At 70.6% G+C, this 15,427-nt stretch carries 14 protein-coding genes; 5 read left to right on the top strand and 9 right to left on the bottom strand.

Going from position 1 to position 15,427, the window contains the following annotated elements; genetic code table 11:
- Window positions 1-122: 122 nt before the first annotated feature.
- Entirely contained in the window at window positions 123-806 is a 684-nt protein-coding gene (locus ACFQUV_RS20425; protein WP_378395587.1) for a hypothetical protein, read from the top strand.
- 32 nt (window positions 807-838) lie between these two features.
- On the opposite strand, the gene ACFQUV_RS20420 is transcribed toward ACFQUV_RS20425, so the two are convergent.
- Entirely contained in the window at window positions 839-2,062 is a 1,224-nt protein-coding gene (locus ACFQUV_RS20420; protein ID WP_244601496.1) for a threonine ammonia-lyase, read from the bottom strand.
- Window positions 2,063-2,191: 129 nt separating this feature from the next.
- On the opposite strand from ACFQUV_RS20420, the gene ACFQUV_RS20415 reads away from it, so the two are divergent.
- Together ACFQUV_RS20415 and ACFQUV_RS20410 are read left to right on the top strand one after the other, a co-directional pair.
- Window positions 2,192-2,731, top strand: coding sequence for an RDD family protein (locus tag ACFQUV_RS20415; protein WP_129608246.1), 540 nt, complete (start codon window positions 2,192-2,194; stop codon window positions 2,729-2,731).
- A 169-nt stretch (window positions 2,732-2,900) separates the two neighbouring features.
- Window positions 2,901-3,647, top strand: a complete 747-nt coding sequence (locus tag ACFQUV_RS20410) for an arginyltransferase (RefSeq protein WP_129608245.1) — start codon at window positions 2,901-2,903, stop codon at window positions 3,645-3,647.
- Between the two features lie 126 nt (window positions 3,648-3,773).
- Here the strand turns inward: ACFQUV_RS20410 and ACFQUV_RS20405 are convergent, their stop codons facing one another.
- Window positions 3,774-5,372, bottom strand: a complete 1,599-nt coding sequence (locus ACFQUV_RS20405; RefSeq protein ID WP_129608244.1) for a caspase family protein — start codon at window positions 5,370-5,372, stop codon at window positions 3,774-3,776.
- A 150-nt stretch (window positions 5,373-5,522) separates the two neighbouring features.
- Between ACFQUV_RS20405 and ACFQUV_RS20400 the strand changes: the two genes are divergently transcribed.
- Window positions 5,523-6,683 (top strand): hypothetical protein, encoded by a 1,161-nt coding sequence (locus ACFQUV_RS20400; RefSeq protein WP_129608243.1) that lies wholly within the window; start codon window positions 5,523-5,525, stop codon window positions 6,681-6,683.
- A gap of 304 nt (window positions 6,684-6,987) precedes the next feature.
- Here ACFQUV_RS20400 and ACFQUV_RS20395 read toward each other — a convergent pair whose 3' ends face one another.
- Window positions 6,988-7,260, bottom strand: a complete 273-nt coding sequence (locus ACFQUV_RS20395) for a hypothetical protein (protein WP_129608242.1) — start codon at window positions 7,258-7,260, stop codon at window positions 6,988-6,990.
- A 426-nt stretch (window positions 7,261-7,686) separates the two neighbouring features.
- Here ACFQUV_RS20395 and parC point away from each other — a divergent pair, with 426 nt between their 5' ends.
- Window positions 7,687-9,939, top strand: coding sequence for a DNA topoisomerase IV subunit A (gene parC / locus ACFQUV_RS20390; RefSeq protein WP_129608241.1), 2,253 nt, complete (start codon window positions 7,687-7,689; stop codon window positions 9,937-9,939).
- Between the two features lie 556 nt (window positions 9,940-10,495).
- On the opposite strand, the gene recO is transcribed toward parC, so the two are convergent.
- The 6 genes from recO to ACFQUV_RS20360 form a co-directional block, all read right to left on the bottom strand.
- A complete protein-coding gene (gene recO / locus ACFQUV_RS20385) occupies window positions 10,496-11,281 on the bottom strand; it encodes a DNA repair protein RecO (RefSeq protein WP_129608240.1) in 786 nt (261 codons plus the stop codon).
- Between the two features lie 184 nt (window positions 11,282-11,465).
- A complete protein-coding gene (gene era, locus ACFQUV_RS20380) occupies window positions 11,466-12,449 on the bottom strand; it encodes a GTPase Era (protein WP_129608239.1) in 984 nt (327 codons plus the stop codon).
- Window positions 12,450-12,478: 29 nt separating this feature from the next.
- Window positions 12,479-13,189 (bottom strand): ribonuclease III, encoded by a 711-nt coding sequence (gene rnc, locus ACFQUV_RS20375; RefSeq protein WP_244601495.1) that lies wholly within the window; start codon window positions 13,187-13,189, stop codon window positions 12,479-12,481.
- On the bottom strand, window positions 13,186-13,953 hold the full coding sequence (gene lepB / locus ACFQUV_RS20370; RefSeq protein ID WP_111385783.1) for a signal peptidase I: 768 nt from the start codon (window positions 13,951-13,953) through the stop codon (window positions 13,186-13,188). The genes rnc and lepB overlap by 4 nt, the downstream gene beginning before the upstream one ends.
- A 215-nt stretch (window positions 13,954-14,168) precedes the next feature.
- The gene (gene acpS / locus ACFQUV_RS20365; protein ID WP_111385782.1) at window positions 14,169-14,588 is read right to left on the bottom strand and encodes a holo-ACP synthase; all 420 of its coding nucleotides are present in this window, start codon (window positions 14,586-14,588) and stop codon (window positions 14,169-14,171) included.
- Window positions 14,585-15,358, bottom strand: a complete 774-nt coding sequence (locus ACFQUV_RS20360) for a pyridoxine 5'-phosphate synthase (RefSeq protein ID WP_129608238.1) — start codon at window positions 15,356-15,358, stop codon at window positions 14,585-14,587. The genes acpS and ACFQUV_RS20360 overlap by 4 nt, the downstream gene beginning before the upstream one ends.
- Window positions 15,359-15,427 lie beyond the last annotated feature (69 nt).

The raw sequence follows: 15,427 nt of genomic DNA, 5'->3' as shown, positions 1-15,427 counted from the left end.
TGGCCCGCCGTTCCGGGGCGCGACCGCCGTTCTTCACCACGGCGGCGCGCGACAAGACCAGACGTGCAAGACCAGACGTGCAAGACCAGACGTCGACGTGATCGCATGCGGAGGGGGACACCATGCCGAGCCGCAGTGCCGCGCGTGCAAAGCCCGGGCGCGGGGCCCGGGCGCTGGTGACATCGCTCGCCATCGGGGTCGGCCTGCTGGCCGCCTGGGTGCTGGTCGCCAACACCATCCTGCGTGAGGCGCCGCCCTCGCGCGACGTCGTCGCCGCCCTGCTGGCGGCCCGCGATGCGGCGCCCGCCCCGACGCTCGCGATGCTGAGGCCGCCCGCCGTGCCGGACGAGCCGCTCGCCGCGGGCGCGGCCCCGCCGGTTCCCGCCGTCTCCGCCGCGCCGCCGCCACTGCCGCCGATCGACACGCGCACGGGACCCGCAGCCGCGCCGGAGACGGCCGCGCCGGGCACCACCCCGCCCGCGACCACTCCGCCCGCGACCATCGTGCTGGCCGCCGCCGACGTCCGCGACGCGACCGGCAGCCTCGCGCCACCGTCCCCCGCCGCATCCCCGCCCATGCCGTTCGGCGCCGTGAACGCGCCCGCGGAGCCTCTCGCTGCCGACTCTCTTGCATCCGACGAGGCGGCCGAGCCGCCGCTCGCCGGGGTCGTGCCGCTGCCACGCAAGCGCCCGCCGCCCGTGGCGATCCCGCTGCCGCGGCCGCGGCCCGAGATCGACCCGGCGGCCACCGCCGCCACCGGCGTCACCCTGACGCCCGTCGACATCGAGAAGCACCAGCCGATGTAGGCCGGCGCCGGCCCCGACGGTTCGGCCGCCGCCTACTCGATCGCCTTGGCGGTGGCGATCGGCACCGGGTGCCAGCCCTGATCGGCGCACGCCTGCACGATCTCCTCCGCATGGGCGCGGTCGCGCGCTTCCACCGTCACGTCGATCTTGGCGCCCTTGGCGGGCACGTCGAGAAACAGCCGGTGGTGGTCGACCTCCAGGATGTTGGCGCCGTGCTCGCCGAGCAGCGTGGCGATGCCGCCGAGCACCCCGGGCCGGTCCGGGATGGTGAGGCGGATCGACACGATCCGCGAGTCGCGCTCCAGCTCGCGCACCATGATCGAGGCGAGGATGCGCGGATCGATGTTGCCGCCGCACAGGACGAGGCCGACCCGCTTGCCGCGGAAGCGCGCCGGCTCGGCCAGCATGGCGGCCAGACCGGCGGCGCCCGCCCCCTCCGCCATGGTCTTCTGGAGCGTCAGATAGGCGTTGACGGCCCGTTCGAGCTGCGCCTCGTCGACCAGCACGATGTCCGACACAAGCGCCGCGATGATCGGCCGCGTCATCCGCCCGACATTCTTGACCGCGATGCCCTCGGCCAGCGTCGGCCCGCCGATCGGCCGGCCCTCGCCGCGCACCGCGTTGCGCATCGACGGATAGAGCGCCGCCTCGACGCCGACCACCTCGATGGCGGGCCGCAGGCCGCGCGCCGCCACGGCATTGCCGGCGATCAGCCCGCCGCCGCCGATCGGGATCACCAGCACGTCGAGATCCGGCACCGCCTCCAGCATCTCCAGCGCGATAGTGCCCTGTCCGGCAATGATCAGCGGATCGTCATAAGGGTGCACCAGGGTCGAGCCCTCCGCCGCGATGATCGCCTCGACCCGCTCCTGCGAGTCGGCGAGCGTCTCGCCATGCAGCACCACCCGGGCGCCGAATGCCTTGGTGGAGGCCACCTTCACGAACGGGGTCGGCTCCGGCATCACGATGGTGGCCGGAATGCCGAGCCGCTGGGCGTGATAGGCGACCGACTGGGCGTGGTTGCCGGCCGACATGGTGACGACGCCGCGCCGACGCGCATCCTCGGGCAGCGCGGCGAGCTTCACATAGGCGCCGCGGTCCTTGAACGAGGCGGTGACCTGGAGGTTCTCGTACTTCACGAACACCTCGGCGCCGGTGAGCGCGGAGAGCCGCGGCGCCGGCAGCATCGGGGTGGCGATCACCTGCCCCTGGAGGAGCCGACGGGCAGCCTGGATGTCGTCGAGCGTCACGGTCACGCGCGCGCCTCCCGCCTCGCGGCGACGGCCGCGACCCGGCCCGTCGCGGCATCCCCTCTTGCGGGCGAGGCGGCGCACAGCCATCTCGGATCGCGCGACCCCACCCCACGATCACCGAGGACTGGTTCCATGGCATACGATCCCGAGCGACGGGCCGACCCGGTGCCGGCGCCCCCGCTCGATCCCTTCCTCGACCCCGAGCGATTCGAGGGCGTGCTGCCGCGACGGGTGGTCGCGTTCCTGATCGATGTGGTCATTCTGTCGGTTCCGGTGATCGCCGCCGCACTTCTGATCGGCATTTTCGGGGTCGTGACCCTGGGGTTCGGCTTCGCGCTGGCCTGGCTGCTCGGCCCGGCATCGGTGGTGTGGGCGCTGGTATACTACGGAACGACGCTCGGCGGCCCCGCGTCCGCTACCATCGGCATGCGGGTGATGGATCTCGAGATGCGCACCGCGAGCGGCGAGCCGCCCTATGTCCTGCTCGGGGCGGTGCATGCGGTGGTCTATTGGGTGTCGGTCTCGGCCCTCACGCCGCTCGTGCTGCTGGTGTGCTTTTTCAATCACCGCAGGCGCCTACTCCATGATATCCTGCTCGGAACCGTGGTGATCAACAACGAGCGGCGTGCCTTGCGCCTGCGGGCGGACGGCGCGGGCTATCGAGCGAGATGACCGGCGGACGGAGAGCGGACGCGCGCCCGAAGGCGCACGCGACACGGGTGGGACACGCCGAGCGGCAGCCGGACTCCGCCGCGCGGCCAGTCCGGCCACGGGAGTTGTCGAGGCGCGGCGCGGCGCCATCCGGCCGGTCGGGCAAGGCCCGAGATGCGGGGTCGGGCGCGTGACGCAGCATTCCCGCGATACCCCCCAATTCTACCTGACGGCGCCGTCGCCCTGCCCCTACCTGTCGGGGCGCGAGGAGCGCAAGGTCTTCACCCATCTGGTCGGCGAGCGCGCCGGCGACCTCAACGACCTGCTGACCCATGGCGGCTTCCGCCGCAGCCAGTCGATCGCCTACCGGCCCGCCTGCGAGGGCTGCCGCGGCTGCGTCTCGGTCCGGGTGCTGGTCGATGCCTTCCGGCCGACCCGCAACATGCGCCGGGTGCTGGAGCGCAACCGCGATCTCGTCGGCGAGATGCGGGTGGCGGTGCCCACCTCGGAGCAGTACGGCGTCTTCCGCGCCTATCTGGACGCACGCCACCAGGACGGCGGCATGGCCGACATGACGGTGCTCGACTACGCCATGATGATCGAGGACAGCCACGTCGACACCCGCCTCGTGGAGTATCGTCGCGGCGCCGGGGCGGCCGGCGGCCCCGGCCGGCGCGGCGAGCTGGTGGCGGTCAGCCTCACCGACGTGCTCAAGGACGGGCTGTCGATGGTCTACTCGTTCTTCGAGCCGGACGACGGGGCGCGCTCGCTCGGCACCCTGATGATCCTCGACCACATCGCCCGTGCCCGCGGCCTGGGCCTGCCCTATGTGTATCTCGGCTACTGGGTCGCCGGCTCGCGCAAGATGGACTACAAGGCCCGCTTTCTGCCGCAGGAGCGCCTCGGCCCCGAGGGCTGGGACAGGGTCGACCGCTGAGCCGTCCGGGCCGCGCCGGGAAAGGCCTCACACCCGCTCGGTCCCGCACAAGCAGGACTCCAGCTCTTCGAAACAACAGCCCCGCTCGCGCGGGGACGAGCGGGGTGAGCGCGAGCCTTGCGCCGCTTACCGGAGCCGGAACCCGCCGCCGCCTCCCATCGGGCCGCGCTGGATGCCGCCCGGCGCGCTCATCGGTCCCTGGCGGATCACTGGGCCGCCGCCGCGCATGCCGCCCCCGGCCGGGCCGGTGACAGGGCCATGCGGGTGGCCGGACGAGCCATAAGGTGGACGAACGGGACGCGGGCCGATCACCGGACCGATCGGGATCGGGATCACGCCGATGGCGATCGGCGGCCCGGACGGTCCGAGGGGCGGCGGCGGCGGGCCATCGTCCCGCACCACGGTGCGGCGCTCCGATCGGGTGCTCTTGGCCGACCGCTTCTCCGGCTTCTCGGTCCGCTCGGCGCGGCGCTTGGTCGGCTGCACGACCGGCTGCGGCGGCGCGCAGATGCAGGGCGCGGCGACCGCCGGCGCGATGGCGATCTGCCGGCCGCTGGCGCGGCCGAACAGCCGCTGCGCCGTCACGAACAGGTCGGAGCCCGGGTACTGCGCCATGAACAGCTCGTAGGAGACCGGCGTGTTCACCGTCACGGCGGTGTACCAGGCGACCATCAGCTTGCGCCGCTCGACGATCTCGCGCACCCGGGTCTGGAACGGCGGCGCCGAGAAGAGCTGAAGGTAGGCTTGGTAGGCTTCGAGCGAATCCTCGCGCACCACGATCTCGTACGCCTCGCCCTGTGACTTCGGCTGAAGCTCGCGCCGCCACGACTCGATGGTGCGGGCCTGGCCGCCCCGCCCGGTGGCCAAAGCGACTTGAGTGCCGGCACCCTTGGGGCCGGTCGTCGGCTTGCCGCCCGCCCCGGCGGCCGCGGCCGGCGTCGCCGCCACCGACGGTGTGGTGGCGGCGGAGGCACCGGGGAAGAACACGAAGTCGGCGGTGAGCGACGAGCTCTCCCATGGCGTCTGACGCCCGGATGTCGCCTGATGGACCGCGTAGCGCACCCGCTTGAACGCCTGCTCGATCGGCATGCCGGGCTCGCGCGCGACGCCCAGCAGCGCCTGCGTGTAGGGGCTGTTGGCCCCCTCGCCATCCTCGGCCTCGGAGCCGGGCGCGGTCGAGTAGGAGACGATCGAGCCCGACGGCGCATCCACGATGGCGAGGCCGCGGCCCACCACCTTGTTGATCTCGGAGAACGGATTGTTGCGGCAGGCGTCGAGGATGACGATGCGGGTGCGGCTCGGCACCGCGGCGAGCGCGTTCATCACGTCGGCGAGCCGCACCGTCTGGAGCGGCACGTCCGATTCGCGGGTGATGCGCGCATCGACCGGCACCAGGAAGTTCTCGCCGTCGACCTGGAGGCCGTGGCCGGCATAGAACACCAGCGCCACCGTGTCGGCCCCCTTCTCGGCGACCCGCGCCGAGAAGTCGCCGATGGCCCGGCGCATCTCGGCCTGGCCGAGATCGGGTGCCGTGGTGACCTCGAAGCCCGCGGCGGCGAGCAGCTCGGCCACCGCCTTGGCATCGTTGGCGGGATTGGGCAGCTCCGTCACTGTCTGATAGGCCGAGTTGCCGATGACGAGCGCCATCCGCGGCTCGGCGGCGGCCGACCCGAGGGCGACGGATGCCCCGAGAATCACCGCGAACGCCGTGAGCAGTCGCCTCATGTCCGAACCTCCAGCGATGGATAATTGTCGGACGGTGGCCCCACCCGGTTCGAACCGTTGCGCCGATTGGACGCCTCGGTTTGACGGCCGTCAAGAAATCCGCACTTTCGTGGCCCAGGAGAGCGCATCCGATCTGGAGACCGCTCCCGCATGCCCTGTGCCCGACCACGGTTCGCCGCATCCCGGCGCGACCGACCGACCGCGACGCCCTCGACACCGCGCCTGCTCCGCCTCGCCCTCGTGCTGCTGCTCGCGGCCGGACCCGTCGGCGCCGCCGCCCGCGCCGAGACGGCGCTGCCGGCGCTGCCGCGCATCCACACCAACCAGTCCTATGTCGAGGAGCTGTCGCGGCCGACCCGGCTCCCCGTCGACGATTCGCTCGCCGTCTTCGCGGCGGTGTTCGGCCAGCTCCCCGACCGCGTGACCGTCTATCCGACCGAGAACTACTATTACTTCACGTTCCTGCACGACGGCGCGCCGTGGAACGGCAACATCCGCCTCGACGCCAGCGACCGCGACCGGGGCAAGCTGCACTTCGCCTATTCGGAGGACCTGGCCGACTGGCGCGACGAGACCGACGTGGCTCACGCGGTGCTCGACCAGAGCCATGGTGTCACTGTCGAGAAGGTCGAGCGCTTCCTCTATCGCGTCACCTTCGCGGACAAGAGCGTGCTGTTCGCGCTGAACGACTTGTCCGGCGTGAAGCCGCCGGCCGACTTTCTGGGGCCGGACGAAAAGTTCGTCGGGCCGATCTTCGACGAGTCGGGCCTGCGGTTCTTCCTGGTGTTCAACAGCCGTCTGAAGCTGTTCCACTATCTGCTCGACGAGACCGCACGGGTGCCGGAGCAGTTCGTGCCGATGAAGACCGGCCGCATCGTGGTGGGCAAGCGCACCGGCTACGGCTTCTATGTCGACGGCCAGCGGGCGCGGAAGATCCTGGTCGGCGTCGCCTTCGCCAACTCGCGGGTGAACAACTATTTCGACGGCCCGTTCGATCAGCTCCCCGACAATTTCATCGAGGACGACAGCTTTCGCGACATGATCCTGGCGGTCGCACCGGAGCTGAAAGGCAAGATCGACCGTTACGGCGGCTGGGGCGATGGCGCCCAGCGCTACATGATCGCGCCCTACTATTACTATCAGCACTCCGGCGAGCTCGCCGCCTTCGACCGCTGTGTCGCCGACAAGCGGGTGCCGGAGGTGAACCGCCCGGCCTGCTTCGTGATCGACGAGGAGAGCCAGCAGAGCTTCTCGCCGGTGCCGCGTGCCATCAAGGATCTCCGGAGGAAGACCGCGCGCGGCAAGCGGTGATCCTGTTTCCGGGTGGTCAGTTCGCCGTCGTTCCGGGGCTCCGCACCCGGATCGGCGCTTCGCGCTGTCCGGGCGCAGGCTCCGCGGCGGGCCCGGAATCCAGCGGCAAACTCGGAACTCTCGGCTGGATTCCGGACGGCCGCTTCGCGGCTTTCGGAATGACCACCAAAGCGATCAGCCGGATCTCGTATGAGCGTGGAGTGCGCGCTGACAAGAAACCGGCCCGCGAGCGGGCCGGTTCGTGGTTTCGGGATATCGTTTCAGGGCTCGCGAGCGAGCCGTGCGCTCGCGGGCGAGCCTGCGATCAGCAACGGCCCCACACGCTGCGACCACGCCAGTGGCAGCGCGGACGGCTGCCCCACCGCCAGTGGCTGCGATTGGGACCATGCCAGTAGCCGCGGCTGCCCCACCGCCAGTGGCTCCGGCGGGCGCCGTGCCACTGCGCCTGCGCGACGGCGTCGTGGATCTCGGCCGCCGACAGCAGGCCCGTCCCGTTGAGAGGGGCGGCCGAGGCCGGCGCCACGCCGGCGAGTCCAATGCCGGCGGCAACCGCCGCGGCGAGGATCAGTCCACGCATGATGGTCTCCTCTCTGCCCGCCCGTCCGGACAGGGCCGGATCGGGCCGATTGCCGGCGGGGATCGCCGGCGCATTCCGTCCGATGGGTCGTGCGCCATGCCGACACGACGCCCCGTGCGTCACACCGACCTCGCCTCTGGTCGGCACCATGATGACGCCGCAGCCGCACGCCCGGTTCCGCCGCGCTTCGGCATGACCTCGGTGGTGTGACCTCGGTGGCGTCGCCTCGGCCGCCGCACCGGCGGGGCGCGGCGCGACCCCGACGATCACAACAACACACTCGAATATCAGCGGAATTATGGAAGGATCGTTCATCCTGCATTCATCCGGGGCGGCCTGGATGGTCGACAACGCCGGCGCGGCCGCGCCGAAGCCGCACCGAAGCCGCGGTTGTTCGGCTCCGCCCCGCGGAGTATTCCCTGCGCCATGGTCCGAACCCTGATTCCCGAAGATCCGTCCGACGTGCACGACGTCCCGCTGCGCGAGGCGCTGGAGGAGCGCTACCTCGCCTACGCGCTGTCGACCATCATGCACCGGGCCCTGCCCGACGCGCGCGACGGCATGAAGCCGGTGCATCGGCGCCTGCTGTTCGCGATGCGGGAGCTGCGCCTCGCCCCGGGAGCCGCCTTCAAGAAGTCGGCGCGCGTGGTCGGCGACGTCATCGGCAAGTACCATCCGCACGGCGACCAGTCGGTCTACGATGCCCTGGTGCGGCTCGCCCAGAACTTCGCGGTGCGCTATCCGCTGGTCGACGGCCAAGGCAATTTCGGCAACATCGACGGCGATAACGCCGCCGCCATGCGGTACACCGAGGCGCGGCTGACCGAGGTCGCCCGGCTGATGCTGGACGGGCTCGACGAGGACGCCGTCGACTTTCGGCCGACCTACGACGGCTCCGAGCAGGAGCCGGTGGTGCTACCCGGCGCCTTCCCCAACCTGCTCGCCAACGGCGCCCAGGGCATCGCGGTCGGCATGGCGACCGCCATCCCGCCCCACAACGTCGCCGAGCTGTGCGACGCCGCCCTGCACCTGATCGCTCATCCGGACGCCAAGACCAAGGCGTTGATGAAGTACGTGCCCGGCCCGGACTTCCCGACCGGCGGGCTGATCATCGACTCGCGGGCGACGCTGCTCGACGCCTACGAGACCGGGCGCGGCGGCTTCCGGGTGCGGGCGCGTTGGCACAAGGAGGACGGCGCCCGCGGCACCTGGGTGGTGGTGATCACCGAGATTCCGTGGCTGGTGCAGAAGTCGCGGCTGGTGGAGCGCATCGCCGAGCTGCTCAACGAGAAGAAGCTACCGCTGGTCGGCGACGTGCGCGACGAATCGGCCGAGGATCTGCGCCTCGTCATCGAGCCGCGCGCCAAGACGGTCGATGCCGAGCTGCTGATGGAGTCGCTGTTCAAGCTGACCGATCTGGAGTCGCGCATCCCGCTCAACATGAACGTGCTGACGCAGGGCCGCATCCCCAAGGTGATCGGCCTCGCCGAGGCGCTGCGCGAATGGCTCGACCACCGCCGCGTCGTGCTGCTGCGGCGCTCGCGCCACCGGCTCGACGTCATCGGCCACCGCATCGAGGTCTTGGGCGGCTACCTGGTCGCCTACCTGAACCTCGACAAGGTGATCCGCATCATCCGCAAGGAGGACGAGCCCAAGCCCGTCCTGATGAAGACCTTCGATCTCACCGACGTGCAGGCGACCGCCATTCTGGACATGCGGCTGCGTAACCTGCGCCGGCTGGAGGAGATGGAGATCCGCGCCGAGGACAAGGCATTGCGCGCCGAGCAGCGCGACCTGAAGGCGCTGATCGCCTCCGAGCCGCAGCAGTGGGCCAGGATCGCCGACGAGATCAAGGCGATGCGGGTGACCTTCGGCCCCAAGACGCCGCTCGGCAAGCGCCGCACCGGCTTCGCCGAGGCGCCGACCCACGACGAGGCGGCGATCGAGGAGGCCATGGTGATCCGCGAGCCGATCACCGTGGTGGTCTCCGACAAGGGGTGGATTCGCGCCCTCAAGGGCACGGTGACGGATCTCTCCGGCGTGCAGTTCAAGGCGGACGACAAGCTCAAGTTCGCGTTCCCGGCCGAGACGACCTCGAAGCTTCTGGTGCTCGCCACCAACGGCCGCTTCTACACGCTCGACGCCGGCAAGCTGCCAGGCGGGCGCGGCCACGGCGAGCCGGTGCGGCTGTTCATCGACATGGAGCAGGAGGCCGACCTCGTCGCCGTGTTCCCGTTCGTCGGCGGTCGCCGCTTCCTGGTGGCGAGCCGCGGCGGCCACGGCTTCGTGGTGCCCGAGGACGACTGCCTGGCCAACACGCGGCGGGGCAAGCAGGTGCTCAACGTCGACCTGCCCGACGAGGCCCGGGTGGTGACGACGGTCGAGGGCGACCAGGTCGCGGTGATCGGCGAAAACCGCAAGATGCTGGTGTTCCCGCTCGACCAGGTGCCGGAGATGACCCGCGGGCGCGGCGTGCGCCTGCAACGCTACAAGGACGGCGGCCTCGCCGACCTCAAGACCTTCACGGGCGCCGACGGGCTGTCGTGGACCGACTCGGCCGGGCGTGTGTTCGCCCTGAGCCTGAAGGAGCTGGCCGACTGGCGCGGCAACCGCGCCGATGCCGGCCGCCTGCCGCCCAAGGGCTTTCCACGCAGCGGCCGGTTCGAGAACGGGGGCTGACCGGACGGTCGCCGCGCCGCGCCTCGCAGCCTCTCGGCCGCCTTCTAACGATCAGGGTCTTTAAACGACAGGGCTTGAAACGACGAGGCCTGAAACGACAAGGCCTGAAACGACAAGGCCCGCGACGGTGGACCGCCGCGGGCCTGTCCTGGGAGGGTTCTCGGGAGGTTCCCGATCACGAACCGCGCCGGCTCGAAATCATGTCCGGCGTCCGGCGGTTCGGCAGGGGCGAAGCGCGTGAGAGAGCGCTAGGCCCGGGCGATGCGCCATGCGTTCCGCAGCGCGTCGATGCGAGCCAGCGGATAGCGGCGATAGATGCCGTAGTGCATGACAAAACGTCGAACAAATGCGTTCATGATGACCCTCTGACGTTTCGATCCCACTGGTAACGCTGAACGGCCTCTTTCGTTCCATGGGCCGCTTTTCCAGAAGGATACGGTCAAACCCCGCCTCGACGCCAGTGGTATCACCGTCATGTAAAAGTCATTTGACGGTGCAATGCAGCGATTGTGCTGCAATCGCGAAAGTCGCGCGACGCAGATTCCTCAGGAGTCGCTCACCGGACCGCCGAAACACCGCCTTGGCTCTCGGCGATGCAGCACGCGGCGGGGCTTGTGCGGGTCAGAGCCGCGACAAAATGCGCACGCGCGTCGGGCAGCGGCAGGCCGCGCGGCTCGAACACATGGCGGCCGAGGAAATAGCCGGTGGTGCGAAACGCCTGCGCCAGCGCCTCCCCGGTGGCAGCCACCGCGCCCACCGGCGCCTCGCCGGCCAGCACGGCCGGCAGCGGCAGCAGCCGATCGTGCCACGGCGCCCCGGCGGCGCGCGACACCGCCCGCCCGGACTTCGGCGACACGTAGACGAGATCGGCGGCGGTGCCGGTCGCCGCGCAGGTGTCGAGATCGAGCCCGAAGCCGAGCTCCGCCAGCATCAGCACCTCGAAGCGGGCCACCAGAACGCCGGCAAGCCGCGGGTCGGCGATGTGGTCGAGAATCGCGTCGAGCGAATCGTGGACGGCCGGATGCGGATCGCGCTCCGGCAGCAGGCGGGCGAGCGCCGCCAGATGGACGACGCCGTAGAGCGCATGCGGCCGCGACAGCAGGGCGCCGGCGCGCAGCCGCACCCCCTCCACCGTGTAGTTGCCGAGATGCTCGTCGAGGCGGGCCCGCCAGGTGGCGGCGACCCGGTTGCCGGGTTGCAGCACCGCCTGGAGGCGCGGTCCGGCGCCGCCCCGCACCAGGCCGAGATGGCGACCGCGCTGGCGGGTCATCAGCTCGGCGATGGCGCTGGTCTCGCCGTGCCGGCGCACACCGAGCACGATGCCTTCCTCGGACCACTGCATGGGGAAGCATTAAACCGGGATTCGGCGCGGCGGAAGCGTGAGGGAGCGAGCGACCCGGATCGAGCGCATCCACCGTAGCCCGGATTGAGCGGAGCGAAATCCGGGACAATGTATCCAGGTCACCCGGGTTTCGCTGCGCTCAACCCGGGCTACCGGCGGCTCGTCCCTACAGGGGGCGAGCGCCCTACCCCTTCGGAAACTCCAGTCCCATCTCGCGGTAGCGCTCCGGGTCGTCGGACCAGTTCTCGCGCACCTTCACGAACAGGAACAGGTGCACCTTCTGGTCGATCAGCTTGGACAGCTCCAGGCGGGCTTCGGAGCCGATCGCCTTGATGGTGTGGCCGCCCTTGCCGAGCACGATCTTCCGCTGGCTCTCGCGCTCCACATAGATGGTCTGCTCGATGCGGGCGGAGCCGTCGGGCTGCTCGGTCCACGCCTCGGTCTCCACCGTCGAACGGTAGGGCAGCTCCTGGTGCAGCTTGAGAAAGAGCTTCTCGCGGGTGATCTCGGCGGCGAGGCTGCGCAGCGGCGCGTCGGAAATCTGGTCCTCCGGATAGAGCCACGGCCCCGGCGGCGTCCGCTCGGCGAGCCGGGCCCCGAGATCGGCGACGCCGTCGCCCGCCTGCGCCGAGATCATGAAGGTGTCGACGAACGGCACGCGGTCGTTGGCGGCGCGGGCGAGCGCCAGCAGGGCCGGCTTCTGCACCAAATCGACCTTGTTGAGCACCAGGATCTTGGGCTGACGCACCTCGGCGAGCTTGTCGAGGATCGCCGTGGTCTCCTCGTCGAGCCCGCGCTTGGCATCGACCACCAGGAGCGCCAGGTCGGCGTCGTGAGCGCCCGACCAGGCGGTCGTCACCATGGCCCGCTCCAGCCGGCGCCGCGGCGCGAAGATGCCGGGCGTGTCGACGAAGATCAGCTGCGCGGCCCCGACGATGGCGATGCCGCGCACGAGGGTGCGGGTGGTCTGCACCTTGGGGCTGACGATGGTCACCTTGCTGCCGACCAGCGCGTTGACGAGCGTCGACTTGCCGACATTGGGGGCGCCGATCACGGCGACGAAGCCGCAGTGCGTGGCGGCTGCGGGCGGAGCGGCTTCGGGCGCGGCAGCCTCGGGGACGGCGGGCTCGCCGGCGGCGGCCGCCGGGGTCTCGTTCGGGTCGGTCATCGGTCTCGCAATCGAAAAAGAGGAGGCGGTCAGGTCTCGGGCGGCGCGGACGAGACGCCCTCGCGGTTCAGAAAGGCGGTGGCGGCCGCCTGCTCGGCGGCCCGCTTGGAGCGGCCGCTGCCCTCGGCGGGCGGCAGGTCGGGCAGCTCGACGAGGACCCGGAACTCGGGATCGTGATCCGGCCCGGTGCGCGCGACCTCGCGGTAGGAGGGGGTCGGCAGGCCGCGTCCCTGCGCCCATTCCTGAAGCACCGTCTTGGCGTCGCGCAGCGGCCGTTTCGGCTTGGTCATGCGCTCGGTCCACAACCGCTCGATGAACGCAGAGGCGGCCGGGTAGCCGCCGTCCACGAACACGGCGCCGATCACCGCTTCGCAGACATCGGCGAGAATCGCGGTGCGGCGGCGGCCGCCGCCATTGGCCTCGGAGACGCCGAGCTTGATGGCGGCGCCGAGATCCAGCGTGCGGGCCACATCGGCGCAGCTCTCCCGCCGCACCAGGTCGGCGAGGCGGCGCGACAGCTCGCCCTCCTCGGCGTCCGGGAAGGCGCGGTACAGCATGTCGGAGATCACCAGGCCGAGGACGTGGTCGCCGAGAAACTCCAGCCGCTGATAGCTGCCCGCGCGGGTCTTTCCGGACAGCGCCGAGATATGGGTCAGCGCGGTGTCCAGGAGCGACTTGTCGGCGAAGACGTAGCCGATGCGGGCTTCGAGATCGCGCCTGCCCTTGTTCCGTTGGCTCATCTGACCAGCGTCAGCAACCGCCCCCATCGCACCGCCCACGGCCACGACCAGACATGCCAGGCCGGCACGCCGTCTCCCACCGAGAAGAAGATGATCTGCGCCCGTCCGATGATGTTGTCGAGCGGCACATAGCCCACCTGGCTCAGCACCCGGCTGTCGGTCGAGTTGTCGCGGTTGTCGCCCATCATGAAGAAATGGCCGGCCGGCACCTCGTAGACCTGGGTGTTGTCGAGGAAGCCGTTGTCCTGGAGATCGAGGGTCTCGTAGCTGACGCCGTTCGGCAGCGTCTCGCGCCAGCGGCGCACCCGCACGGTGCGGCCGCTCTCCTCGTCCACATAGTCGCCGACGCGCTCGCGCTTCACCGGCTGGCCGTTGATGTGCAGCATGCCGCCGAGCACCTGGATGCGGTCGCCCGGCACCCCGATCACCCGCTTGATGTAGTCGGTCGAGTCGTCCTTGGGCAGCCGGAACACCACGACGTCGCCGCGCTCCGGCTCCGACCCCATGATGCGACCGGAGAACAGCGGCAGCGACAGTGGGAAGGAATAGCGGCTGTAACCGTAGCTGTATTTCGAGACGAAGAGATAGTCGCCGATCAGCAACGTCGCCATCATCGAGCCGGACGGGATGTTGAACGGCTGGAACAGGAACGTCCGGATCACCAGCGCGATGATGAGGGCATGGAAGACGACGCGGGCGGTTTCGAGAAGACCGCCCTCCTTCTTCTTCTCCTGCCGCTTCTCCTGGCTGTCGTACACGCTCATTGGCCTCTCTTTGCTCGCCTCGTGCCCGCCGTACCGTCGGTCTGTGGATCACGGCTGGGCGGCACGGGCCGGCCCCGGATGGTCGCCGACCCGCCCTGAAGGCGAGGCTCGGCGACGAAACCGATCGTCCGCAGACCCGAGAGACCCGAGGCGCGCGACGACGAAACCGGCTCCATGGTGTTCGACTTCTAGCGGCTCACCGCCGCCCGCGCAATTCAGCCGCCCGCGTCGATGCCCGACCGTGGTACCGCCGAGATGATCACGAATGCCTGTGCGAGCGGATATTCGTCGGTGAGCGCCAGGTCGATCTGCACCGTGTGGCCGGCCGGCGTGAGGGCCGCGAGGTGGGCCGCGGCGCCGCCGGTCAGCCGCAGGGTCGGCTTGCCGGACGGCAGGTTGACCACCCCGAGATCGCGGAAGAACACGCCGCGGCGGAACCCGGTGCCGAGCGCCTTGGCGCACGCCTCCTTGGCGGCGAACCGCTTGGCATAGGTCTCGGCGCGGTTCTTGCGGCGCTCGGCGAGCGCCCGTTCGACCGGGGTGAAGCAGCGCGCCACGAATCGCTCGCCGTGCCGCGCCAAAGTCTTCTCGATGCGGCGGATGTCGCAGATGTCGGTGCCGATGCCGATGATCATGACGCCACCGCCCGCGGTCCGGCGGCGGCACGCCCCCGCCGCATCGCCGCCCGCATGCGCTCGATCGCCGGGCCGAGGCCGATGAACACCGCCTCGGCGATCAGCCAATGGCCGATGTTCAGCTCCACCACCTCGGGCAGCGCCGCGATGGCCTCCGCGGTGAGGGGATCGAGACCGTGGCCGGCATGGACCTCCAGGCCGCGCGCGTGCGCCTCCCGGGCCGCCATGACGATGCGGTCGAACTCAGCCTTGGCGGCGACGCTGTGGCCGACCGTCACCGCGTCGCACCAAGTGCCGGTGTGCAGCTCCACCACCGGAGCGCCGACCGCCACGGCGGCGTCGAGCTGCCGGGTCTCCGGCGCGACGAACAGCGACACCCGAATGCCCGCCGCCCCCAGCGCCCGCACCGCCGGCGCCAGCGCCTCGTGCTGGCCGGCGGCGTCGAGCCCGCCTTCGGTGGTGCGCTCCTCGCGCCGCTCCGGCACCAGGCAGACGGCGTGCGGCATCAGCCGCAGGGCGATCTCCACCATCTCGGGCGTCGCCGCCATCTCCATGTTGAGGGGCACCGCGAGATGGCTCTTCAGGCGCGCCATGTCGTCGTCGCGGATGTGGCGGCGATCCTCGCGCAGATGCGCCGTGATGCCGTCGGCACCGGCCGCGACGGCGATCTCGGCGGCGCGCAGCGGGTCCGGATGGCGGCCGCCGCGGGCATTTCGCACGGTGGCGACGTGGTCGATGTTGACGCCGAGACGGATCGGGGGAGCGGTCAAAGGCAGGCTCCGGAATACTGAGGCGAGGCCGCCGGTGTGCAGCAGATTGTTCGCGGACTCAAGGTTTAC

This window comes from Rhodoplanes sp. P11, from assembly GCF_964266735.1.
Lineage (GTDB): Bacteria > Pseudomonadota > Alphaproteobacteria > Rhizobiales > Xanthobacteraceae > Rhodoplanes > Rhodoplanes serenus.
Note: the sequence above shows the minus strand (reverse complement) of the source record. Positions and strands in the feature narration are given on the sequence as shown.